Annotated in this window: 25 protein-coding genes; 17 read left to right on the top strand and 8 right to left on the bottom strand. The window is 48.8% G+C overall.

Annotated elements, in window-relative coordinates:
• The 8 genes from ACZ483_RS08915 to ACZ483_RS08880 are packed head-to-tail and all read left to right on the top strand — an operon-like array spanning position 1 to position 4,200.
• The gene (locus ACZ483_RS08915) at positions 1-336 is read left to right on the top strand and encodes a hypothetical protein (RefSeq protein WP_464323825.1); all 336 of its coding nucleotides are present in this window, start codon (positions 1-3) and stop codon (positions 334-336) included.
• A complete protein-coding gene (locus ACZ483_RS08910; RefSeq protein ID WP_464323824.1) occupies positions 337-477 on the top strand; it encodes a hypothetical protein in 141 nt (46 codons plus the stop codon).
• Complete coding sequence (locus ACZ483_RS08905; protein ID WP_464323823.1) at positions 462-587, top strand: hypothetical protein; 126 nt, start codon at positions 462-464, stop codon at positions 585-587. The genes ACZ483_RS08910 and ACZ483_RS08905 overlap by 16 nt, the downstream gene beginning before the upstream one ends.
• A 6-nt stretch (positions 588-593) precedes the next feature.
• The gene (locus ACZ483_RS08900; RefSeq protein ID WP_464323822.1) at positions 594-1,643 is read left to right on the top strand and encodes a lipoate--protein ligase; all 1,050 of its coding nucleotides are present in this window, start codon (positions 594-596) and stop codon (positions 1,641-1,643) included.
• Between the two features lie 22 nt (positions 1,644-1,665).
• The gene (locus ACZ483_RS08895; protein WP_464323821.1) at positions 1,666-2,292 is read left to right on the top strand and encodes a DUF1122 family protein; all 627 of its coding nucleotides are present in this window, start codon (positions 1,666-1,668) and stop codon (positions 2,290-2,292) included.
• Positions 2,277-3,251 carry a calcium/sodium antiporter gene (locus tag ACZ483_RS08890; protein ID WP_464323820.1) on the top strand — a complete coding sequence of 325 codons (975 nt, stop codon included), beginning with the start codon at positions 2,277-2,279 and terminating at the stop codon, positions 3,249-3,251. The genes ACZ483_RS08895 and ACZ483_RS08890 overlap by 16 nt, the downstream gene beginning before the upstream one ends.
• On the top strand, positions 3,248-3,460 hold the full coding sequence (locus ACZ483_RS08885) for an AtpZ/AtpI family protein (RefSeq protein ID WP_464323819.1): 213 nt from the start codon (positions 3,248-3,250) through the stop codon (positions 3,458-3,460). The genes ACZ483_RS08890 and ACZ483_RS08885 overlap by 4 nt, the downstream gene beginning before the upstream one ends.
• A 14-nt stretch (positions 3,461-3,474) precedes the next feature.
• A complete protein-coding gene (locus tag ACZ483_RS08880) occupies positions 3,475-4,200 on the top strand; it encodes a DUF481 domain-containing protein (protein ID WP_464323818.1) in 726 nt (241 codons plus the stop codon).
• Here ACZ483_RS08880 and ACZ483_RS08875 read toward each other — a convergent pair.
• Positions 4,197-5,096 carry a bile acid:sodium symporter family protein gene (locus tag ACZ483_RS08875; protein ID WP_464323817.1) on the bottom strand — a complete coding sequence of 300 codons (900 nt, stop codon included), beginning with the start codon at positions 5,094-5,096 and terminating at the stop codon, positions 4,197-4,199. The genes ACZ483_RS08880 and ACZ483_RS08875 overlap by 4 nt on opposite strands.
• Before the next feature lie 17 nt (positions 5,097-5,113).
• Here ACZ483_RS08875 and purC point away from each other — a divergent pair, with 17 nt between their 5' ends.
• The 3 genes from purC to rpoD are packed head-to-tail and all read left to right on the top strand — an operon-like array spanning position 5,114 to position 9,219.
• Entirely contained in the window at positions 5,114-5,821 is a 708-nt protein-coding gene (gene purC, locus ACZ483_RS08870; protein ID WP_464323816.1) for a phosphoribosylaminoimidazolesuccinocarboxamide synthase, read from the top strand.
• Positions 5,822-5,871: 50 nt separating this feature from the next.
• The gene (dnaG, locus tag ACZ483_RS08865) at positions 5,872-7,461 is read left to right on the top strand and encodes a DNA primase (protein WP_464323815.1); all 1,590 of its coding nucleotides are present in this window, start codon (positions 5,872-5,874) and stop codon (positions 7,459-7,461) included.
• Between the two features lie 42 nt (positions 7,462-7,503).
• Entirely contained in the window at positions 7,504-9,219 is a 1,716-nt protein-coding gene (rpoD, locus tag ACZ483_RS08860; RefSeq protein ID WP_464323814.1) for an RNA polymerase sigma factor RpoD, read from the top strand.
• Here the strand turns inward: rpoD and ACZ483_RS08855 are convergent.
• The 4 genes from ACZ483_RS08855 to ACZ483_RS08840 are packed head-to-tail and all read right to left on the bottom strand — an operon-like array spanning position 9,216 to position 12,883.
• The gene (locus ACZ483_RS08855) at positions 9,216-10,100 is read right to left on the bottom strand and encodes an NAD(P)-dependent oxidoreductase (RefSeq protein ID WP_464323813.1); all 885 of its coding nucleotides are present in this window, start codon (positions 10,098-10,100) and stop codon (positions 9,216-9,218) included. The two genes, rpoD and ACZ483_RS08855, sit on opposite strands and share 4 nt — an antisense overlap.
• Positions 10,097-11,806, bottom strand: a complete 1,710-nt coding sequence (locus ACZ483_RS08850) for a proline--tRNA ligase (protein ID WP_464323812.1) — start codon at positions 11,804-11,806, stop codon at positions 10,097-10,099. The genes ACZ483_RS08855 and ACZ483_RS08850 overlap by 4 nt, the downstream gene beginning before the upstream one ends.
• Positions 11,807-11,825: 19 nt before the next feature.
• On the bottom strand, positions 11,826-12,137 hold the full coding sequence (locus tag ACZ483_RS08845) for a hypothetical protein (protein WP_464323811.1): 312 nt from the start codon (positions 12,135-12,137) through the stop codon (positions 11,826-11,828).
• The gene (locus ACZ483_RS08840; protein WP_464323810.1) at positions 12,125-12,883 is read right to left on the bottom strand and encodes an SAM hydrolase/SAM-dependent halogenase family protein; all 759 of its coding nucleotides are present in this window, start codon (positions 12,881-12,883) and stop codon (positions 12,125-12,127) included. The genes ACZ483_RS08845 and ACZ483_RS08840 overlap by 13 nt, the downstream gene beginning before the upstream one ends.
• A gap of 48 nt (positions 12,884-12,931) precedes the next feature.
• Between ACZ483_RS08840 and rpsU the strand changes: the two genes are divergently transcribed.
• On the top strand, positions 12,932-13,135 hold the full coding sequence (rpsU, locus tag ACZ483_RS08835; protein WP_464323809.1) for a 30S ribosomal protein S21: 204 nt from the start codon (positions 12,932-12,934) through the stop codon (positions 13,133-13,135).
• On the opposite strand, the gene ACZ483_RS08830 is transcribed toward rpsU, so the two are convergent.
• Positions 13,128-14,096: a gluconokinase gene (locus ACZ483_RS08830; protein ID WP_464323808.1), complete on the bottom strand. Its 969-nt coding sequence runs from the start codon at positions 14,094-14,096 to the stop codon at positions 13,128-13,130. The genes rpsU and ACZ483_RS08830 overlap by 8 nt on opposite strands.
• A 73-nt stretch (positions 14,097-14,169) precedes the next feature.
• On the opposite strand from ACZ483_RS08830, the gene infB reads away from it, so the two are divergent.
• From infB to ACZ483_RS08805, 5 genes are all read left to right on the top strand, one after another.
• Positions 14,170-16,521 (top strand): translation initiation factor IF-2, encoded by a 2,352-nt coding sequence (gene infB, locus ACZ483_RS08825; RefSeq protein WP_464323807.1) that lies wholly within the window; start codon positions 14,170-14,172, stop codon positions 16,519-16,521.
• Positions 16,485-17,141 carry a 7-carboxy-7-deazaguanine synthase QueE gene (locus ACZ483_RS08820; RefSeq protein WP_464323806.1) on the top strand — a complete coding sequence of 219 codons (657 nt, stop codon included), beginning with the start codon at positions 16,485-16,487 and terminating at the stop codon, positions 17,139-17,141. The genes infB and ACZ483_RS08820 overlap by 37 nt, the downstream gene beginning before the upstream one ends.
• A gap of 96 nt (positions 17,142-17,237) precedes the next feature.
• The gene (locus tag ACZ483_RS08815) at positions 17,238-19,043 is read left to right on the top strand and encodes a hypothetical protein (protein ID WP_464323805.1); all 1,806 of its coding nucleotides are present in this window, start codon (positions 17,238-17,240) and stop codon (positions 19,041-19,043) included.
• 127 nt (positions 19,044-19,170) lie between these two features.
• Positions 19,171-20,085: a LysR substrate-binding domain-containing protein gene (locus ACZ483_RS08810; RefSeq protein ID WP_464323804.1), complete on the top strand. Its 915-nt coding sequence runs from the start codon at positions 19,171-19,173 to the stop codon at positions 20,083-20,085.
• Position 20,086: 1 nt separating this feature from the next.
• Complete coding sequence (locus tag ACZ483_RS08805; RefSeq protein WP_464323803.1) at positions 20,087-20,788, top strand: HAD family hydrolase; 702 nt, start codon at positions 20,087-20,089, stop codon at positions 20,786-20,788.
• Here ACZ483_RS08805 and ACZ483_RS08800 read toward each other — a convergent pair.
• Together ACZ483_RS08800 and ACZ483_RS08795 are read right to left on the bottom strand one after the other, a co-directional pair.
• Positions 20,724-20,903 carry a Trm112 family protein gene (locus ACZ483_RS08800; RefSeq protein ID WP_464323802.1) on the bottom strand — a complete coding sequence of 60 codons (180 nt, stop codon included), beginning with the start codon at positions 20,901-20,903 and terminating at the stop codon, positions 20,724-20,726. The two genes, ACZ483_RS08805 and ACZ483_RS08800, sit on opposite strands and share 65 nt — an antisense overlap.
• Positions 20,903-21,316, bottom strand: coding sequence for a hypothetical protein (locus ACZ483_RS08795; RefSeq protein ID WP_464323801.1), 414 nt, complete (start codon positions 21,314-21,316; stop codon positions 20,903-20,905). Before ACZ483_RS08795 ends, ACZ483_RS08800 begins: the two co-directional genes overlap by 1 nt.
• Between the last annotated feature and the right edge of the window lie 8 nt (positions 21,317-21,324).

Below are 21,324 nucleotides of genomic sequence, written 5' to 3'. Positions count from 1 at the left end.
ATGAGGTTTTACGGCATACCTTCTGAAGAGAGGGTCCTTGAGATAGTTAAGGGAATAGACTCCGGAGAGTGGATCTTTGAGGATCTGAAAACGGGAAGTAAGGAGTATCTTGGTGCAGAAGGAGTGAGGGAGAAGCTGAAGGAGATCGTCGAACAAGTAAAAAAGTGGAAAGAAGAGTTCACTACTATGACCAAGGCAACGGTCTTTATATTCGTCCACGAGCCAAGCGATCCTAAGGCTTTCAAGATATACGACACCTCTTCCCTCGGATGCTCCACGGAGTTAACCCCTCCCAGGTGGAAGGTCTATCTGAGGGAGCTTGAAGGTAGGGTATGAATGGATAAAGTCTTTTACGAAGTAGGCAAGCACTTCCTTTCCGTGGGTCTCGCTGTTATAGCATTTGTCCTGATTAAGTTCGGGGTTGAAGGTAGCATATCCTTTATTCATGGAAGGAAGAAAAAATGGAGGTTAAAATAGATTTCAACACATTCGCCCTTATGCTCGGCATAACAGCTATCCTTATAACATTCGTCCTTATCAGCTTCAACAAGCTATATCAGGGGCACAGGAAAGAAAAACCTCTTTGAGATAGTATGAAGATCTACAGAGCGGGTAAGCAGTCAAACCTCCGTTCCATAACCCTCTTCCACGCGATGGCGAGGCTTGGATATGAGGGGCTGATTGTAACCTCTCCCGCCGAGACCTTCGTGAGCGTCGGGTACTTCGATAGAACTCAGGATATAGTGGACGTAGAAAGGTGCAGGGAAAGGGGAATACCGATCTTCAGGAGAGAGATCGGGGGCGGTGCTGTCTTGCTCGATGAGAACCAGGTCTTCTACCAGCTCATCATCAAAAGACACTCCGGAAAGCTTCCCTTCAAGATAGAGGAGGCTTACAGGAAGTTTTCTGTTCCGGTGATAGAGACCTACCGTAGGCTCGGAGTTGAAACCGAATACAGACCCATAAACGACATAGTTGTGAAGAGCAACAAGAGGAAGATAAGCGGTCAGGGGGCGGCGGACATAGGGGAGTCCTTTGTATTCGTGGGAGGGATACTCCTGAGATTCAACACAAGGCTGATGTCCGAACTCTTCAGAGTTCCCGAGGAGAAGTTCAGGGACAAACTCTACAAGAGCCTCGAGGAGAACATAAGCTGGGTGGAGAGGGAAACGGGAAGGCTTCCAAGCTACGGAGAGGTGGAGAGGATACTTATAGAGGAGTTCTCGAAGCTCCTTGACTTTGAGGGGGAGGCGGAAATACCGCCGGAGGCGGTCTCTTTAGCCGATAAACTTAAAGAAGAATTTACCTCCGAGGAGGTTCTCTTCGAAGATACGGGGAGGAAGCACAGGGTGATAAAGATAAGGGAAGGGGTCTTTGTGAGAAACGGCGTCCACAAGGCAAAGGGTGGCCTCCTGAGGGCAGAGGTTCACATATGGGAGGGCGTTATAGAGGATCTCAGGATTTACGGGGACTTCACTCTATATCCGAAGGATGCCCTGAGGGAGCTCGAGGAGAGCCTGATAGGTGTTCCCTTCGAGAGGGAAGCGATAGAGAAGAAGGTGGAGGACTTCCTGAAGAGAGAGGAAGTTGAGTTCCCCGGGGTGGAGGTTCGGGATCTAATTCAGGTCATTTACGGGGACTGAGGAGCAGGGGATAATCTTTGGGGTGAGGAAGGAGAAGCTTGAAAAGGTTTTGAAGGCTCTCAGGGAAGGTTTAAAGCTCGGAGATATTTTACTCAGATCAGGAGAGCCGAAAGGGGGCAGGTTTGTCGAGGAGTTAAATCTCGATATCTACGCCTTTAGAAAAGATAGCAGGCTATCCCTCCTCTACGTGAAGATCTTTACGGGAAGAGCTCACTACAGGGACTGGATAGAGATCTTCGGGATAAGCAGGGAGGTTTTTGGCAGGAACTACTTCGGATCCGAACTCGAAGGGAAGGTTCTCGACCTCTTCTGTCCCCTTACGGGGAGGATCTTCGTAGAGTACTTCGAGGATAAGGAGACGGTCAGGGAACTCTCCGCCGGCGTTCCCCCCGCACTTTCGAGGCTCGGATTTGAACTTGCAAAGCGGGGATTTACCTGGTTCAAGGACTGGTACTTTCCCGAGGGTCTTATGGAGGGAGGACACAAGCTTCAGGCGGAAAAGCCCTCGAGCGATGAGTGGAGAGAGAGGCACGTAAAAAAGATAGAGGAAGGGCTCAGGAAATTCCTGAAAACGGGAGCGGAGGAGATCCTTAAAGAGAGAGCCCTTGAAAGGTTTAAAATACTTGAAAGCCAATGGAAAAAATCCTGATACTGAGCGTACTAAAGCTCATCGTTGGTATAGCCGTTCTCGTGAAGGGGGCGGATCTCCTCATAGAAGGAGCCTCAGGGCTCGCCCGAAGGGCAGGGATACCAAAGTTCGTTATAGGCCTCTCCCTCGTCGCCTTTGGAACTTCCCTTCCGGAGCTTACGGTTAACGTTCAAGCAAGCTTCAAAAACGCCTCGGAGATAACCCTCGGAAACGTTATCGGGTCGAACATAGCCAACATCCTCCTCATCTTAGGAATAGCTGGGCTGATAAGACCCCTCTCCATTCACAGAACCTTTGTAAAGAAGGAGATACCTCTAAACTTCCTGAGCATACTCGTTCTCTTTGCGATGGTCTCCGACAGGATACTCGACGGGAGTTCGAGCGCCTTCGTGTCCCGGTCGGAGGGACTGGTTCTCATAACTACCTTCGTAGGCTACCTTTACTTCCTCGCCGCCTTCCTCGAGAGGGAGTCCGCTGACGACAGTTCGGAACGGATAGGGTTTTCAAAGGCTGGAGTTTTTATCCTGCTCGGACTTGCCGGACTCATCTTAGGCTCGGAGTGGACCGTGAGCGGAGGGGTAAACCTCGCCGCTACCCTTGGGGTGAGTCAGGTGATAATCGGCCTCTTCCTTATAGCGGTGGGAACCTCCCTCCCCGAGCTGACGACCTCCGCCGTAGCTGCTTACAGGGGAAATCCCGATATAGCCTTAGGAAACGTGGCGGGCTCTAACATATTCAACGTATCGCTCGTTCTGGGGGCGAGTGCGCTTATAAATCCTATTCCCGTACCCGACAGGGTCTTCAGAGATCTGGCTTTACTCTTTGTAGCTACCTTTGTTCTCCTCCTCTCGAATTACACCGGAAGAAAGTACACGGTCTCCCGATGGGAGGCAGGGGTATTCCTTGGGATATACCTGTTTTACGCCCTATACTCTTGGTACGGGGAGATAGCACGATGAGAGTTAAGGATATAGCTGCACTCACGGTCGGGTTGAACTTAGTAGGCGGAATAATAGCCGGTCTTCTCGTCGGTTACTTCATAGACTGGGGGGCTGAGAACTGGTTCGGTATAAAGACCTCTCCGTGGGGATTACTGATCTTCTTCTTCATCGGAATAATATCGGGCTTCCTCAACGCTTACAGGGACATGAAGAGACTCGAAGACTGATATAATCGATTTCCATGTTTTTGCTCCTCATCCTTCTGCTGGTCGGTATATCCCTTTCCCAAGATAATAAGGAAAACAACAAGAGGGAGAAACTCTGGAAGGTGCATATGGAACTTTCCTACGTTAGAACCTCCGGAAACATAAGAACGCAAACATTATCTGAAAAGTTGGAGATAAAGAGAGAAGGAGAGGTGAACAGGTTTTATCTTAAGAACTCTGCCCTGTACGCTACCCAGGAGGGATCGGAGACAGCCAACAGGTTCGATGTAAACGGAAGGTGGGAAAGGCTCTTTACAGGAAGGTTCTTCGGCTTCCTGACATCAGGCTACGAAAGGGACAAGTTCTCGGGCTACGAGTACAAGCTGAGCGGCGGACCGGGTATAGGCTACGACATAATTAAAACAAAGAAGCACGACCTTAAGGGACTCCTGTCTGTACCTTACTACTACAACAAGATAGAGGGGAACGGAATAGACAACTATGCCACCGCTAAGGCGGAAGTTTACTACGAGTGGGTCGTAAGGGAGAACCTGAGGTTTAAGGAAAATCTCAACTACCTCGTCAACCTCTCGGATACCAAGACTTACTTCATAAACTCAGAGACCTCCTTGGAGGTGAAGATAAACCAATATCTCTCCCTCGGTGTAGGTTACAAGGTGGCCTATCAGAACAAACCTCCCGAGCCGGGGGTAAAGAAGACGGATACGACCTTCTCAACCTCCCTGATAGTGGATTTCTAATCTTTTAGCCTCCTGAAGGGTATTGAGAGTAGGACGCCGAGGATGTTTTGAGATAGACTGAATACCGCCGAGGGAAGGGCTGAGAGCTCGGAGAAGTACTTGAGGGCTAAGACGGTCGAGAGTCCAGAGTTCTGCATCCCCACTTCTATGGAGAGGGTCTTGGTGAGCCTGTTGTCGAGTCCCATGAACTTGCCGAAGAGAAAGCCGAGAATAAAACCTAAGAGGTTGTGGATAAGGACTCCTCCAAGAACGGGAAGGCTCATACCGCCTATTCTTCCCTTGTTCAGGGCAAAAATCACGGCGATTATGAAGGATATGGAGAGAACCGAAAGGTAAGGCAGGAAGACCTCGAGCCTGTAAACCTTATCCTTCAAAATTCCTCTAAGTAGCATCCCTATCAGGACCGGGAGGATAACTATCTTCAGGGTCGTCAGAGCCATGCTCAAAAAGGGAACGGGAACATACTTGCCGGCAAGGACGAGAGTCCACAGGGGCGTGAGGATAGGTGAAAGGAGGGTCGAGAGGGTGGTCATGGATATCGAGTAGGAAAGATCCCCTCCCGAGATGTAGGTCATCAAGTTGGAGGCAGTTCCTCCGGGAGCCGAGCCTACGAGAACGAAGCCCGCAAGGAGCTGGGGGTTAAAGCCTAAGAACTTCGAGACGGAAAAGCCCAAAAGAGGCATTATCGTAAACTGAAGGAAAGCTCCGTAGAAGATGATAAGGGGTCTTCTCAGTATACGCTTAAAGTCTTCAGGGGTAAGAGTAAGTCCCATGCTGAGCATTATCACGACGAGAAGGGGAACGATCAGGGGTCTGAGATCTTTGAAAATCTCGTCGAAGATGAATCCTGCAAAGGAGAAGGTTATAAGGATTATGAGAAAAAGGAAGCTCTGCATGACTATAATTAAACCTGATGCCTGAGAAAAAAAGGAAGCTCTACGAAGGTAAAGCGAAGATAGTCTATGAGACCGAAGATCCCAAGAAGCTGATCCTTGAGTTCAAGGACACAGCCACCGCCTTCGACGGGGTTAAGAAGGCAGAGCTTAAAGGTAAGGGATCGCTCAACAACGAGATATCTTCCCTGATCTTTGATATTTTGAACCAAAAAGGTGTGAAGACCCACTTTATAGAGAAGCTCTCAGACAGGGAGATGCTTGTCTGGAGGGCTGAGAGATTTCTCGTTGAGGTCGTGGTCAGGAACGTGGCGGCGGGGAGCGTGGTGAAGAGGCTTGGATTTAAGGAAGGAGAGGAGTTTAAGAAACCTCTCGTTGAGTTCTTCTACAAGAACGATGAACTTCACGATCCTTTGGTCTGCGAAGCACATATAGAGCTTATGAATCTTGCTCCGATCGAACTCGTTCCAGAGATGGGAAAGATAGCCCTGAAGGTCAACGAGATACTCAAGAGCTTCTTCGAAGAGCACGGGATAAGGCTTGTGGATTTCAAGTTAGAGTTCGGGAAACTTCCCGACGGTAGCCTTGCGATAGTGGACGAGGTCTCTCCTGACAGCATGAGGCTCTGGGATATGAAAACGGGGGAGAAGTTGGATAAAGACAGGTTCAGGTTCGACTTGGGAGACCTCTTGGAGGGCTACAGGAAGATCCTCAAACGGATATTATAACACTAACCATCTTGACACAGATCAGTTTAGATCTAAATTCTCAAGAGGTTATGCCCTCGGATATAGACGAGCTTAGAAGGGAGCTTGACATCGTCGATGTTATATCAGACTACATCCACTTAGAGAGGGCTGGAAACAATTACAAAGCTAACTGCCCCTTCCATCCCGACAGGACTCCTTCCTTCTACGTTTCCCCCTCAAGGCAGATCTTCAAGTGCTTCGGTTGCGGTGTGGGCGGGGATGCCATAAAGTTTGTCTCTCTCTACGAAAACGTTTCCTACCTTCAGGCTGCTAAGGAGCTCGCCAAGAGATACGGGATAAAGCTAAGCGTAAAGGAAGATTCCTCGGAGAAGAAGAGAGCTCACAGTGTTCTCGAAGCTGTTGCCGATTTCTACCACTCCAAACTAAAGGAGAACAGGGAGGCTCTTGACTATCTGAAAGGAAGGGGGATAGAAACTTCCACCATAAAGAGGTTCAAACTCGGCTATTCCCCCTCCTCGGGGGAGCTTGTAAAGTTCCTCAAAGATATAGACGGATTGGAGGTCTATGAAAAGACAGGAAACGTAAATAAGCTCGACGAGGGGAAGTACAGGGATCTATTCAGAAACAGGCTCATCATCCCGATAAGGGATCCACAGGGACGGGTGGTGGGCTTCGGAGGCAGGATACTTAGAGGTGAAGGACCCAAGTACGTGAACTCTCCTGAGAGCGAGATCTTCAAGAAGAGAGAGATTCTATACGGACTCTACGAGGGGATAAACTACCTCAGAGACCTGAAGAGCGCCATCTTGGTTGAAGGCTACTTTGACGTCATAGCTCTCCATCAGGAGGGTTTCAGGAACGCCGTCGCCACGCTCGGAACCTCTTTCGGCAGAGAGCATGCGAGGGAGCTTTCTAAGTTCGTGAATAAAGTCTATCTCCTTTTCGATGGAGACGACGCTGGCAGGAAGGCTATGAGGCTCGCCGTTCCCCACATACTCAGGGAAGGGATGGAGGTTTATCCTGTATTCCTACCTGAAGGGACCGATCCCCACGACTTGGTGATAAGGGAGGGGAAGGAAGCTCTCAAGGAAATACTCGGAAGATCTGAAGAGCTCTTCTCTTCACTCATCGGGAAGATTAAAAGGGGTGAGGGAGAAGAGGAAACTCTCAGGGACCTCCTCTATTTCATCTCCTTCATGAAGGACGAGATAAGAGCCTTCAGTTTGCTATCGGAGCTCAGCAAGCTCACGAGGATACCGGTTGATGTTCTCGCGAGTAGGATGTACAGAGTTGAGGAGAAGAACGAGGTTGACGGAGAGAGATTGAGCTTCACCGAGAGGGTATTCTTAAGAGGTTTGATGGAACTCCGCCCTGAGATAGACCTCGAAGAGCTTAACCTCAGACCTAAGATCAGAGAGTACGCGGAGAAGATACTCAGGGAAGAGTACTACGATGTCCCTGAAGAGGTTATAAACCTCAAGCTTCGGGATCTTGAAGGAGAGTTCTGGGCGAGTGTGGAGAAGCTCAGGATAGAGATACCGGAGGAGGAGCTCCGAGTTACGTCTATCAGGGAAAGTGTACGGGAGATGATAAGGAATCATAAGGGAGGAATAAAGCCCACTTCGGTCAGGAAGTGGAGGGGCAGACTTGAAAGCTAAGGATCTCAATCTTACCTTAAATAAATTTGCAGGAGGTAAAGGATGATAGACAGGGAAAGCCTCAGGCACCTTATTGAGCTTGGCAAAGAGAAGGGGTTCGTTACCTACGACGAGGTCAATGAGATTCTTGACGAGGACTTTGTCTCCTCGGACAGTTTTGAGGAACTGATCGACACCTTAGCCAACTTCAACATTCAGGTGGTCGAGAGCGAGGAAGAGTACGAGGAGAAGGAACACTTAGACGAGCTCGTTGTATCCACTGAATCCTTCGCTGTAATGGGTAGAGATGGGGACCCTGTCAAGCTTTACCTCAAGGAGATGGGAAAGATACCCCTTCTCACGAGGGAACAGGAGATCCACTACGCCAAGCAGATAGAGATAGGAAGGAAGATAATGAGAAGGGGACTGCTCAGGAGCTCCTTCCTTGTGGAAAAACTCCTTCAGGACTGGGCTAAGCTCTGCAACGGTAAGCTTAAAATAGGCGACATAATGGATCTCATCGACGAGGATCCCAACAGCGACTGCTATGAGGAAAACTGCGAGAAGCACGAAAGGTTCTTTATGGAGAAGGGTCTCGAGCTTGCAAAAGCCTACAAGGAACTCTTGGAGGCGAGGGAGAGGTACATAAGGGAAGGTACACCTGAGAGGAAGAGGGAATATCTCTACAAGCACGCTCAGATGAACAGGATAGTCCACCAGATGAGGATAAAGTACTCCAAGTTCGAGAGGATAGCGGACGAACTCCTTAAGCTCTATCAGAAGTATGTGAGGAAGAAGAGGGACTTCGAATCGAGGAAGAGGAAGCTCCAGGCTATACATCCTGACATAGACGAACTTATAAACGACTACCTCGCCAGCAGGGAGCTTCAGGAGAAGATAAAGAGCGCAGGATACTCCTTCGACAGGTTCAACACTCTCGTGAGCGAGTACGTATCACTCAAGAGGGAAATAGAGAAGCTCGGAAACGAAATAGGGATAATTCCTGAAGAGATAAAGAGGGTGATGGGGATAATAGAGCAGGGTAGGAGGAAGGTCGTAAAGGCTAAGCAGGTGATGATCCAGTCCAACCTCAGGCTCGTCGTTTCCATAGCCAAGAAGTACGTAAACAGAGGTCTCCACTTCCTCGACCTCATTCAGGAGGGGAACATCGGACTGATGAAGGCGGTTGACAAGTACGATTACAGGAAGGGATACAAGTTCTCCACCTACGCGACCTGGTGGATCAGACAGGCTATAACGAGGGCGATAGCCGATCAGGCGAGGACAATCAGGATACCCGTTCACATGATAGAGACTATAAACAGGATAATAAAGGCTTCCAAGAAGCTCTTCCAAGAGCTCGGCAGGGAACCGACCCCCGAGGAGATAGCCAAGCACCTCGGGATGACCCCAGAGAAGGTGAGGAAGGTTCTAAGATCCGCTCAGGAGCCCATATCCCTTGAGACTCCCATAGGGGATGACGAGGACACCTTCCTTAAGGACTTCATAGAGGACAAGTCCATACCCAACCCCGAAGAGTACGTATCGCGAAAACTCCTCAGAGAACAGCTTGAGAAGGTCTTAGAGACCCTATCCGAGAAGGAGAGGGAGATCCTCAGATACCGCTACGGACTCGTGGACGGGACGGAGTACACCTTAGAGCAGGTTGGAAAGATGTTCAACGTAACGAGGGAGAGGATAAGGCAGATAGAGTCCAAGGCTATAAGGAAGTTGAGACACCCTTCAAGAGCCAAGTATCTGAAGGACTTTGAGCTCTAAAGGGAGGTTTTTCCTCCCTTCTCCTTTATTAACCTGTATATAACTGAAAAGTCCAAAGCCCCCAAGCCTTCCGCTTTAGCCAGCCCGTAGGTCTCCTTAACCGCAGCGGTAGTAAAGGAGAATATACCGAGTTCTTTTACAAGATCCTGAGCGTAATGAAGATCTTTGTATATTAGATCTACTGAAAAGTGTGTAGAGAAGTCCTCCTCTAAGAGCTTCTTCTTCTTGACGTCAAGGATGTAGGACTTCCCCGCTCCCGTTTCCAAGATCTCTATCATCCTATCCTTAGGAATTCCCGCCTTCTCCGCTATGGCGATCGCTTCGGCGAGGACGTCCATTATCCCGCCCAGAACTATGTTGTTGATAAGTTTGACCTTAGTAGCCTTACCCGCTTCGCCAACGTAAAAAATGTTCTTACAGAATTTCTCAAAGAGAACCCTGTTCTCCTCGAACTTCTCTTCATCTCCCCCCACCACTATAGTCAGCTCTCCCTTCTGAGCAGGGATAACGCTCCCCAAGACGGGCGCGTCAAGGTAAAAAGCTCCGAGCTTTTTCAGCTCCTCGTAGGCGAGCTTTGCATAGGTGAAGTGGTTAGTAGTCATGTCTATTATCGTCTTTCCCTTTATCTCCCCACGGACGAGCCCCTCCTCACCAAATATCACCCGCTCCGAAGCCTGAGAGTCAAAGACTATAACAAATACCCTCTCAACCTCTTTTATCAACTCCGCCGGACTCTCCACTACCTTGGCTCCCGTTTCCTCAGCGAACTCCTCAGCCTTCTCCCTTGTTCTGTTCCAAACGATGAGCTCAACACCCTGCTCTATAAGCCTCTTGGCGATAGCCCTTCCCAAATGTCCGAGTCCGATGAAGCCGACCTTCATTTTTTGTCCTCCTCTATCATCGCTTTAACTTTATCTACCGCCTCCTCTATAGGAACATCCCACCTCTCTCCTGTGGCTCTCCTCTGGATTTCCACCTTACCCTCTTTCACCTTCTTCCCTACCACTATCCTGTAGGGGAAACCGACAAGATCCGCATCGGCGAACTTGAAACCTGCACTCTCCTCCCTGTCGTCGTATATCACCTCTATACCCTTCTCCTCCGCTTCCATGTAGAGTTTTTCGGCGGTCTGAACAAGATCCTGATCGGACATGTTCAAACAGATTATCTCTAATTCAAAGGGAGCCACGGGCGTGGGCCACTTTATCCCCTTATCGTCGTGATACTGCTCCACTATCGCTGCCATTATCCTTGATATTCCTATCCCGTAGCATCCCATAACGATAGGTTTCTCGCTCCCGTCCCTGTCCGCAAAGTAAGCCTTCATCGGCTCGGAGTACCTCGTTCCGAGGAGGAATATATGACCGAGCTCTAAGCCAGTTCTCACCTTAAGCGGGCTACCGCACCTCGGGCAGGGATCGCCCTCCCTCACCTCTGCAACGTCCACGAACTCCCCGTATTCGAAGTCCCTTCCCGGATTGACATTGATGTAGTGGTAGTCCGGCTCGTTCAGTGCGACGACGAGGTTCTTCACTCCGTAAAGGGAGTTGTCCCAGAGAACCTTTATCCCTTCGGGAAGGTTGAATATGCCTATAAAACCCTTTTCAGTTCCCAGAAGTTCTCTGACCTCCTCGTCCTCGGCGAGCCTGAAGTTCTCCGTTCCGAGAACCATCTCCAACTTGTTCTCGTCTATATCCCTGTCGCCTCTGATAAGAACGAGAGAAGGCTTCCCGTCCACCATATAGAGAACCGCCTTCATTATCTTGGCAGGAGAGACCTTGAGGAAGCTCGCCAGCTCCTCTATCGTTCTCACATCGGGAGTGTGAACCTTCTCAAGGGGTTTCTCCTCTTCCTCTTCTGGTTCGGGTTTGGACAGGGGAATTATCTCGGCGTTGGCAGCGTATCCGCAGTTTTCGCAGTAGCCTACTTTAGCCTCTCCGTAATCGGTAAAGGCTATGAACTCGTGGGACTGCTTACCTCCTATCTGCCCTACGCTCGCCTCGGCCATTATCACGTCGAGCCTGAGCTTTTTGAATATCCTGTCGTAGGCGAACTTCATCGTCTCGTAGGACATCATCGCCGACATCTCGTCGGTATCGAAGGAGTAGGCGTCCTTCATTATGAACTCCCTTCCCCTTATGAGTCCGAACCTCGGTCTCTTCTCGTCCCTGAACTTGACCTGTATCTGGTAGAGTATGACAGGGAGTTGCCTGTAGGAGTGGATCGTTTTTCTTGCCAGATCCGTTATCTCCTCCTCGTGGGTCGGTCCGAGGCAGTACTCCCTACCGTTCCTGTCCTTGAGTCTGAAGAGTTCGTTTCCGTAGGTCTCCCACCTTCCTGTTTCCTTCCATAGCTCCGCCGGGTTGAGAACCGTAAGGAGCAGTTCCTGAGCACCGGAGCGATCCATCTCCTTCCTGACTATGTTCTCTATCTTTCGTAGAACTCTCCAGCCCGCGGGAAGGATCTCGTATATCCCTGCCGAAACCTGTTTTATAAAGCCCGCCTTCAAGAGCAATCTGTGGGAAGGTGCCTCCGCTTCCGCCGGCTCCTCTTTGAGCGTATAGAGAAAGTATCTGCTCCACCTCATAGGAGAATATTGTAAGGCTTTACCATCCTGTTGGATAGTTGGACATAGAGCAGACTAAAGCAAAGCATGAACCCAATAATATAAGACTCCCCGTCAGAGTGGCAACCAGCGCTTTCCTCTTGTATCCCTCAACTCCAGCCTTTTTCAGATAAAGATACGATGCACCGTAGGCGGCAAGAAGAGTGAATAGGGGAAAAGTTTCGAACCATATTTCTTTCAAAAATCCCTGAATTATATTGGTAATAAATATAATAAGGAAAGGATGCATAAAAACCACGATTATTGTAGCAATAATCATGTGAAAACAGGTGCACACCTTCACTTTCTCCATACGATAAACTCCTCGCCAAGCTCAATGTTAAATTTATCCTTCGCGCTCCCCATCGGGGTGAAGATCTCCATAAAACCGAAGCTCCCGCAGATCAAATTCAGTTTTCCCCTCTCCCCCGCCTGAAAGAAGGGAACAACCTTAAGGCTCTCTCCCCTGAACTCTCCGTGAGAGTACTTCCCGCAGGGTATATTGGTTATGGCGTTTCCGAACCTGTCGAAGTGGATTATCTCACCTCTTAGCACGCTTCCCTCCTTCCTGACTTCAGGGAAATTGAGCTTAAGTTCGTAACCGAGCTCCCTTCCGAACTCCTTCAAGGGAACGCCCTTAGATATGTAAGCGGCGGCAGGAGCGAAGATGTCCCTTCCGTGGAAAGTGTTGTTCACCCTCGGCAGTTGATACTTTCTATTTTCTAAAACCACCGCCGAAGGCGGTCCTTCCAGCTCTCTAACTACAAGATCAAAGATCCCGTTATCGGGTCCGACGAAGAAGTATTCCCCTACCCTGAGGGCAATAGGCTTTCTCTCCGAACCCACACCGGGGTCAACTACGGCGACGAAGATGGTTCCCTTCGGGAAGTATTTGTAGTGAGCTTTCAGAAGGAGCGCTCCCTCGAGGACGTTGAAAGGCTCAATCTCGTGGGAGATATCAACTATCTGAACGCCGGGGTTTATGGAGAGGATAACGCCTTTCATCGCTCCTACGAAGCCGTCCTGCGTCCCGAAGTCGGTCAGAAGAGCTATTGGCATCCTAAGGATTTATGTTAGAATATTTTTTCCTGAAAGGAGGTGATGTAGTTGGCGGTAGTTATAGTTCATGAAGGAGAGCCGCTCGAGAAGGTTTTAAAGAGGTTCAAGAGGCTCGTGGATCAGGAGCAGATACTTACCGAGGTAAAGAGAAGAGAGTATTACGAAAAGCCGAGCGAGCTCAAAAAGAAGCGCGAGAGGGCAAGGAGAAAGAGGATACTAAAAGCTCTTAAAAAACAACAACAGCTTATGTGAGTCTTATCTCTTCCGCATACCTCTTAGCAAGCTTAAAAAGCCTTCTTGCCTTCTCCTCAGCCCGTTCCTTCTCCTCCTCCGACACGTGAGGATCGTCTAAGAGGAAGCTCGTAACCTTTCCCCTTACGTAGGCTCTGTAACACTTAAAGAAGGGGAGAAAGATATCAAACTCCGGATCTTCCGTTATTTTCAGATACTCCTCCTCGTAGGCTTTTCTCAGATCCTCCCGACCAAAGAAGTCAAGTTCCATAGAGAGGAAGCACATATCGTTTAAAACGTCTCCGTATCTGAACCTGTCGTTGAACTCTATGCAGTCGAAGATGCATACTCCCTCATTCAAGAAGGCTACGTGTTCGAGCCTTATGTCCCCGTGTCCGTCCCTGATCCTCCCCTCCTCCATACGCTTGTAAAAGAGCTTTTCGAAAGCTTCGTAAAATTTGTTCGTTCTCTCCTTTATGAAGTTGTAATCCTCTTCCGATATGGTTATCCCCACGTACTTTCTGGTCTGTTCAAAGTTCTCATCGGTGTTGAACTTCATTACCTCCGGTTTACCGAACTCGTCCACCCTATCGGCGGAGAGGTGGAACTCTGCTACAACTTGAGCAACCTTCCTGAGATCTTCCTTCGTAGTATTGTCGAGCCTGTTCGGAAGGATCCTGCTTTCAGGTATCCTTCTCATCTTAACCGCGTATTCAACGACGTTCGTGTCATCCTCTATCCTCCACTCACCACCGATCTCGCTTATGGGAACCACCCCGATATAGACCCACGGGCAGAGCCTCCTGTTGAGAACAACCTCTTTCTCGCAGTTCTCCTTCCTCTTTTCTAAGGTAGAGTAGTCGAGAAAGCCGAAATTTACGGGTTTCTTGATCTTGTAAACTATGTCTTTGAGAAGGATCACCCACGAGGTATGAGTCTGAACTATCTCCCCTCCGAGCTTTTCCGCAAGCTCCTCGATCATAGGCTATATTATAGCAGGCGGTGGCACACGAAGCTCCTGAGCCTATAATATATCTTTTAGGAGGTTGGAAGTATTGGAAAAGAAGCGTGTTCAGGACGTAGCTAAGGAGCTCGGAATAAAACCGAAAGAACTGATAGACTTCCTCGAGGAGTGGGCGCCCAGGGACGATGGAAAGAAGTGGTCTAACTTTCACACCCTTGAAGACTACCATCTCGAGATGATCTATCAGGAGTTCGGAGAACCCAAAAAGAAGGAAACCGTCGTAGCGGTGAAGGAAGAAGAAAAGGTATCGGAGACCGCAGCGGTCGAAGAGGAAGAGATAAAGGTGGAAGAGAAGCCTATAGAGGAGGTCGTGGCAGAGGTTCTCGGCAAAGAGATAAAGGAGGAAAAACCCAAAGAAGAGCTAAGACCTCCCAAGCCGGAGAGGAAGCCGAGGGCAGAGAAGAGACCGGTAAGGGAGTTCAGGAAACCTCCGAAGGAAGAGAAACCCAAAGAACCTCCTAAACCTGTGGAGGAAAAGAAGGAGGAGAAAAAGCCCCAGCCCGTCTTGGAAGAGAAAAAGAAGGAGAAACTTTCTAAGGAAGAGGAGCAGATCCTGAAGAAGCTCCAGCAACAGATAGAGAGGGAGAAAAAGAAGGAAGAGAGGAAAGAAAAAGAGAAGAAGGAGGACGAGATAAAGATCGTCGAGATATACGAGGGCATAACGGTCAGGGAACTCGCTGAGATGCTGAAGGTCCCCGCCAATAAGGTGATAGCGGAGCTTATGAAGAAAGGTATCTTAGCTACTATAAATCAGGCGGTGCCCACGGACGTTGCGGTCGAGGTAGCGGAGAGCTTCGGATACCTTGCAGAAGCTAAAAAAGAGGAAGAGGAGGAGGTTCTCATAGAGGAGATACCGGACAATCCGGAGGACCTGAAACCGAGACCTCCCGTAGTAGTCGTTATGGGACACGTTGACCACGGAAAAACTACTCTCCTGGACACTATCAGGAAGACGAACGTTGCCGAGAGGGAAAAGGGAGGCATAACCCAACATATAGGTGCGTCCCAGGTAAAGCTCCCCGACGGCAGGATGATAACCTTTCTGGATACCCCCGGGCACGAAGCCTTCACCTCCCTCAGGGCGAGGGGTGCCCAGATAACGGACATAGCGGTTCTCGTGGTCGCTGCCGACGACGGGGTCATGCCCCAGACTGTAGAGGCTATAAACCACGCCAAAGCCTTCGACGTTCCCATAATAGTTGCGGTGAACAAGATAGACAAACCCGGCGCCGATCCTATGAAGGTGAGGAGAGAACTTTCTGAGCACGGTCTTATCCCCGAGGAGTGGGGTGGTGATACCGTATTCGTGGATGTTTCAGCAAAGACAGGGCAGAACGTCGATCAGCTCTTGGAGATGATAACCCTCGTGGCGGACATCCTCGAGCTGAAAGCCAACCCAAACAAGAGAGCGAAGGGCGTTATAGTTGAGACCAAGCTCGACAGGAAGAAGGGACCCACGGCTACGGTGATAGTTCAGGAAGGAACGCTTCGCGTTGGGGACATTTTCGTCGCAGGGATAACCCACGGAAGGGTGAGGGCTATGTTCGATGATAAGGGAAGGCAGGTTAAGGAGGCACGACCCTCCACTCCTGTTGAAATACTCGGTTTCGAGGACCTCCCTGAGGCTGGAGATACCCTCGTCGTTGTTGAAAGTGAGAAAAGGGCGAGGGAGATAGCGGAAAAGATAAGGGAGAAGAGGGAAAAGGAGGAGAAGCTCGCCCAGAGCGTGAAGCTCGAGGACATATATAGGAAGATAGAAGCGGGAGAGATTAAGGAGCTCCGGCTGATAGTTAAGGCTGACACAATGGGTTCTCTTGAGGCTCTGAAGAAGTCCCTCGAAGAGCTCTCCACGGAGGAGGTCGCTGTAAGGGTGATCCATGGAGCGGTTGGAGGAATAACCGAGAACGACGTCATGCTCGCTAAAGCTTCCGGGGCGATAATTGTAGGCTTCAACACAAGGCCTGACCCCAAAGCAAGGGAACTTATAGAGAAGGAGAAGGTGGACGCACGTATGTACGGAATAATCTATCAGGTGATAGACGATGTGAAAAAGGCTCTCCAAGGTCTCCTGGAACCCGTTGAGAGGGAAGAGGTTCTCGGCTCGGCGGAGGTTCGGGCTACCTTCAAGATCAAGAAGGCGGGTACGGTTGCAGGTTGCTACGTCTTAGACGGGAAGATAGTTAGGGGCGCGAAGGCGAGGCTAATAAGGGACGGTGTAGTGGTCTACGACGGACAGATAGAGTCCCTAAAGAGGTTCAAGGAAGACGTTCAGGAGGTAGCAAGAGGTTACGAGTGCGGTATAAAACTCAAGGACTTCAACGACGTCAAGGTCGGGGACGTAATAGAATGTTACGAGATCAAGTTAGAACAGCCAACGCTCTGAGCGTAAACGAGATATACGAAACCATACAGGGAGAAGGGCTCCTTGTAGGTACTCCTTCCCTCTTTATCAGACTTCAGGGGTGCAACCTCAGGTGTCCCTGGTGCGATCAACCAGAAGCATTAGATAAGAAAGAAGAGTTTACTAAGTTGGATGATATTCTCGAGAGGGCGGAAAGATCTACTTTTAGACACGCCGTAATAACGGGAGGGGAGCCCCTCTTACAGCCCGAGATTCACCTTCTTGTCAAGGGTCTCATAGAAAGAGGCTTCTCCGTTCAGATAGAAACTAACGGGACCCTATGGAACGAAGGTCTTGAAGAGGTTGCAGATAGGATACACATAACCTGCTCTCCTAAAGCGGCCGCCAGATTCTTTGTCCATCCAAAGATCTTAGAGTGCGCGAAGGAGTTGAAGTTCGTAGTGGACGAGGAATTCGATACGAGGGTTCTCTTAAAAAACGAGTTCCTGCCCTTCTTAAGGAAAGGACTCGTCGTTCTCCAGCCTGAGAGCAACAGAAGGGATATGTTTGAAAAAGCGTTGAGTATAGTGGAGGAAATAGCCCAGAAAGGGTTCTCTATCAGGATCGTACCCCAGATCCATAAGTTCCTCGGCATACCTTAGAGAAATAAAAACTCCAGAGTAGAATCCTAGATCGTGAAATTATATTAGCTTTTTCCAGATATAGGACTTATATTGTATGGGCAAGGGAGGTGGATCATGCTAAAACACTTCCAAATTTTTATTACCCTTTTTGGATTTGTTTTGGCACTGTCCTGTGGCAAAGGCGGCGGTTCTTCCACAGCTCCTCAAGAAACTATTCCAATAAGTCCATCCTCAGGAATAGTCCAGCTTTTCCAAAACGTTTACCTTTATGAGAATCTACAAAGCACTTTATCACCACAACAGGCTGAGTCGATAGCGATAAAACAGACAGATCAGGGGTTATACTCTGGCATAGGTTATGTCAAGGTCGATACGGATAAACTAAGTAATCTTGGGATTGACCTCGGATTCCTGCAAATCTTTCTTGATAATGGAGAATGGGTTGCAAAAAATATGCCTCTCTTTGCCGGTGTAGGTACACTTGGAGGGGATTTTAAACTCGCAGATGAGGTTGAGTACGGCCAAGCCATTAATAGTATACAAGCTTATGTAGTTATAACTCCGGAACCATTAGATCTAAATAATCCTTCAATAACACCTTCAGACTTTGATGAATGGTCCATTTCTCCAAGGGAGGTAAACGCTGAGGGGCGAGAAGAACCTGTCTTATACCTACCAGAGGTAGGCACTTATGAACCAGAGAGTGTGGGGGCAAAAAATCTCAGGACAAAACAGGAAGAGGATCTTGAGAAAATATTCGAAAATGTAAACACCAAGGTGATAGAGAAAAGAGAAGCGAGCCGTGGAAGCAGCAAAGTAATTTCTTGTTTACAAAAGAAGCAGAAGGGAGAGTTATGGACAAAATATACAATACAGGCAGCAAATAATCAATGTGGACCTGCAGCAGCTGCCGACAGTTTGGCATGGCTCAAAGATAAATGGGGCATTCAAATACCTCACGAACATAAAAAAGGACTCAGAGGCGATAACACTCTTGTGGGGAAGCTTGATGAGCTAATGAATAGAATTGTCAATAATAGAGCTAAAGGCGATCCTATATATGATAGTGACTTTATTGAAGGCAAGCTAAAATACATGCTTCAGAATAATATATGTCTTGTGGTTAAGCATCAGGACGATGTGCTAACGGATGTTAGTGTAACTGAAGGTGGGCACACGATGACTTCAAAGGATAAAGGGTACGCTTCCTTTAAATTTTTATGCGAAGAAGTGTGCAAAGGGCAAGATGTTGAAGTAGGCTTTAGTTACTTACCAGGAGGTCACTGGGTGAGAGTAGTCGGATGCGGAATTCTCAAAAGAGAATCCGAAACCTACCCGTTTATATTATATGCTCATGATGCCCGCCAGACAAATAGGGATCCGGATGACAAAAAAGGAGTGGATGTAGACTTAAGTTATGTCAGAAGTAAACCTTCTAAGTGGACTAGAAAAATTGGTGGGAAGACTTACTCCACAACAGGTATCGCAGCGGCAGGAAAAACAAATCCGGAGGTCGATCCGAAAGATGGATTAAAAGGAATAATAGATATTGTGGTTTCTGAATCCCCTCCAGAAGCCGAAGGAAAGACTGTCAAGGATGTGTGCCCCTGGATGGTCCCTCCTCCGGTGAATGAAAAGTGTTCTGGTGTGGAGCATGGAGCAGGGGAAAGTTATATATGGGTGTGCTTTGAAGGAAACTTCCAAGCCGGAGATGTGATATCTGTCGATTTTTCTGGCCTTGGAAGCTGGAGCACAGAGTTTACATCTTCGGTAGCTTGTGTGTGTACCTCAAGGCAAACTATATATTCTTACGGAACGTATTCTTATTCTGGCATTTACATACCGGTTTCTGGATCTACGTACGAGTTTAGCGGTTCCATATCCGTTGATTCAGGGAGTAGGGCATGTAGCTGTGATTAAAGAAATCCTCCGACTTTAAGGTTTATATAAAGTATAAGCTTAGGGTTACCTCCTAAGGTGAGATAGGGATTATTTATGCCCTTTATACTTGCAATAAGAAAGCCTTATACTATAATTAAAGTTTGATATGATCGATATTTCCAAGCTCAAGACTTTCGTTACGGTAGCAGACCTCGGAAGCTTCTCCAAAGCCTCGGAGATCCTATATATAACACAGCCGGCGGTAACCCAGCAGATAAAGGCTCTTGAAAAGACCATAGGAGCTAAGCTCTTTCAGAGACAGGGAGGGAAGATGTGCCTCACCGAGGAGGGCAAGAGAATATACGAGATAGCGAAGATCCTTTTAGGAAGCTACGAGGGTCTTATGGAAGAGATAGCCAAGATAAAGAAGGATCTTAAGGACACTCTCTTTCTCGGCGTGAGCGCGACCCTCAGCGAGTTCGTAATTCCCCAATTGATCGCTGACTTTCACAAGGAGTTTCCGAGCGCAACGGTAAAGGTATTTACCGGGAACTCCCACGACGTAGAGGAGGGCTTAATCTCGGGAGTTTTGAACCTCGGGATAATAGAGAGGGAGGCTTCTTCGAAGTTCGTGAGCGTTCCATGGCTCGAGGACGAGATAATCTTCTTCACCCATCCCGAAAGTCCCTTGACGGAGGTGGGAGAGATAGAGCCCGAGGACCTCTACGAGGTAGACCTCGTCATGAGGGAGATGAACTCGGGAACGAGGAAGATAGTGAGGGAAGCCCTCGAGAAGCTCGGCATAGTTTTCGAAAGGCTGAACATAAAGATCGAAGCCAACAACAGCAGAACGATACTCCACATAGTTAAGGGAGGATACGGAGCTTCCTTCCTCTCCAAGGGTCTCCTGATAAGGGAGATAGAGATGGGAACTGTCGTCCCCGTTAAGATAAAAGGTTTCAGGGTGAGAAGGAGGTTCAACATAATCTATCCCAAGAACTCCAACGTTACCTTCCTTGCCAGTAACTTCGTTAAGTTCATCCTCTCAAAGACTCAGGAGAACGTCCCCGAAAGGGTCTGATATGAAGGCGGTTATCTTCGACGTTGACGGCGTTATAGTGGACGTAAGAGAGAGCTACCACTACGCTATAAAGGAGACAGCAGAGCACTTTCTCGGCAGAGAGGTCCCCTTAGAGGTGGTCAAGGAAATCAAGTTCTCCAAGGCTATAAACAACGACTGGGACGTAACTTACGAGGTTATAAAACACTACGGTAAAGAGGTAAACTACGAGGAGCTTGTGGAGAGATTTACGGAGATCTACGATAGGCTCAAGCATAAAGAGAAGCAGATACTCAGCAGAGACCTCTTTCTATATCTGAAGGAGGCGGGAGTTCCCCTTGGAATAGTTACCGGCAGACCGAAGGTAGATCTCGATTTCGTTTTGGAGAGGTTTGACCTCGGAGGGCTCTTCGACACTACGATAGACGAGGACGACATAGCGGACAAGAATCTGAGGAAGCCCCATCCCTTTCCCCTACACCTGTGTATGGAATCCCTTGGAGCGGAAGAAGGTATATACGTTGGAGACAACAACGCGGATAGAGAGATGGTCCTTTACTACAGGAAGATGTACGGAAAGCCTATGAAGTTCATTCACTTTAGAAAGGTCGTCGATCTCGATATTCCTGCGGACTTCAGAACGGACAGCGAGGAGGAACTCAAGGATTTCCTCCTGAGAGAGGTTTCCCCGAGTCGGGAAGGAGGACCGGTATCCCTTCCTTGATCTCGTAATAGACTTTGCACCTTTCACATATCAAAATATCCTTCTCCTCGTCGTACTTAAGATCCCCCTTACATACAGGGCAGGCTAAGATCTCCAAAAGCTCTCTGTCTATCATCAGCTGAGCTCCTTTATGTAATCCCAGAGTTCGTTCATGAACCTCTTGAACTCCTCGAGATCCTTCTTCGAGAGCTTCTTAGAGAGTTCCACGTCGTCGAAGATGAGCTCCCCCGTCGTTGGGGCGTAGTCCACATACTGAAGGTCAGAGATGTTCAGGTCGAACACACACATGTACTGCTGGGCTTCCTTCTTGAAGAATACAAACTCAGCCTCGTAGGGCTTGGAGACCTTAGTCTCCCACTGAAAGGCTCCCCCGAAGGGGTTTAGCCAGTACTGTTCGTTCTCAGCCATACACATCTCAGCTCTCTTGACCGACATAACGTCGTACATGAGCTCCCCGTCGGGCGTCATTACAGCCCAGACCTTGTCGTTCTTTAGGGGATTGAGCAGAAACTGAACCGTTCTGTCCATAAACTTCC

Source organism: Hydrogenivirga okinawensis (genome assembly GCF_055385515.1).
This window is presented reverse-complemented; position numbering and strand designations above follow the sequence as displayed.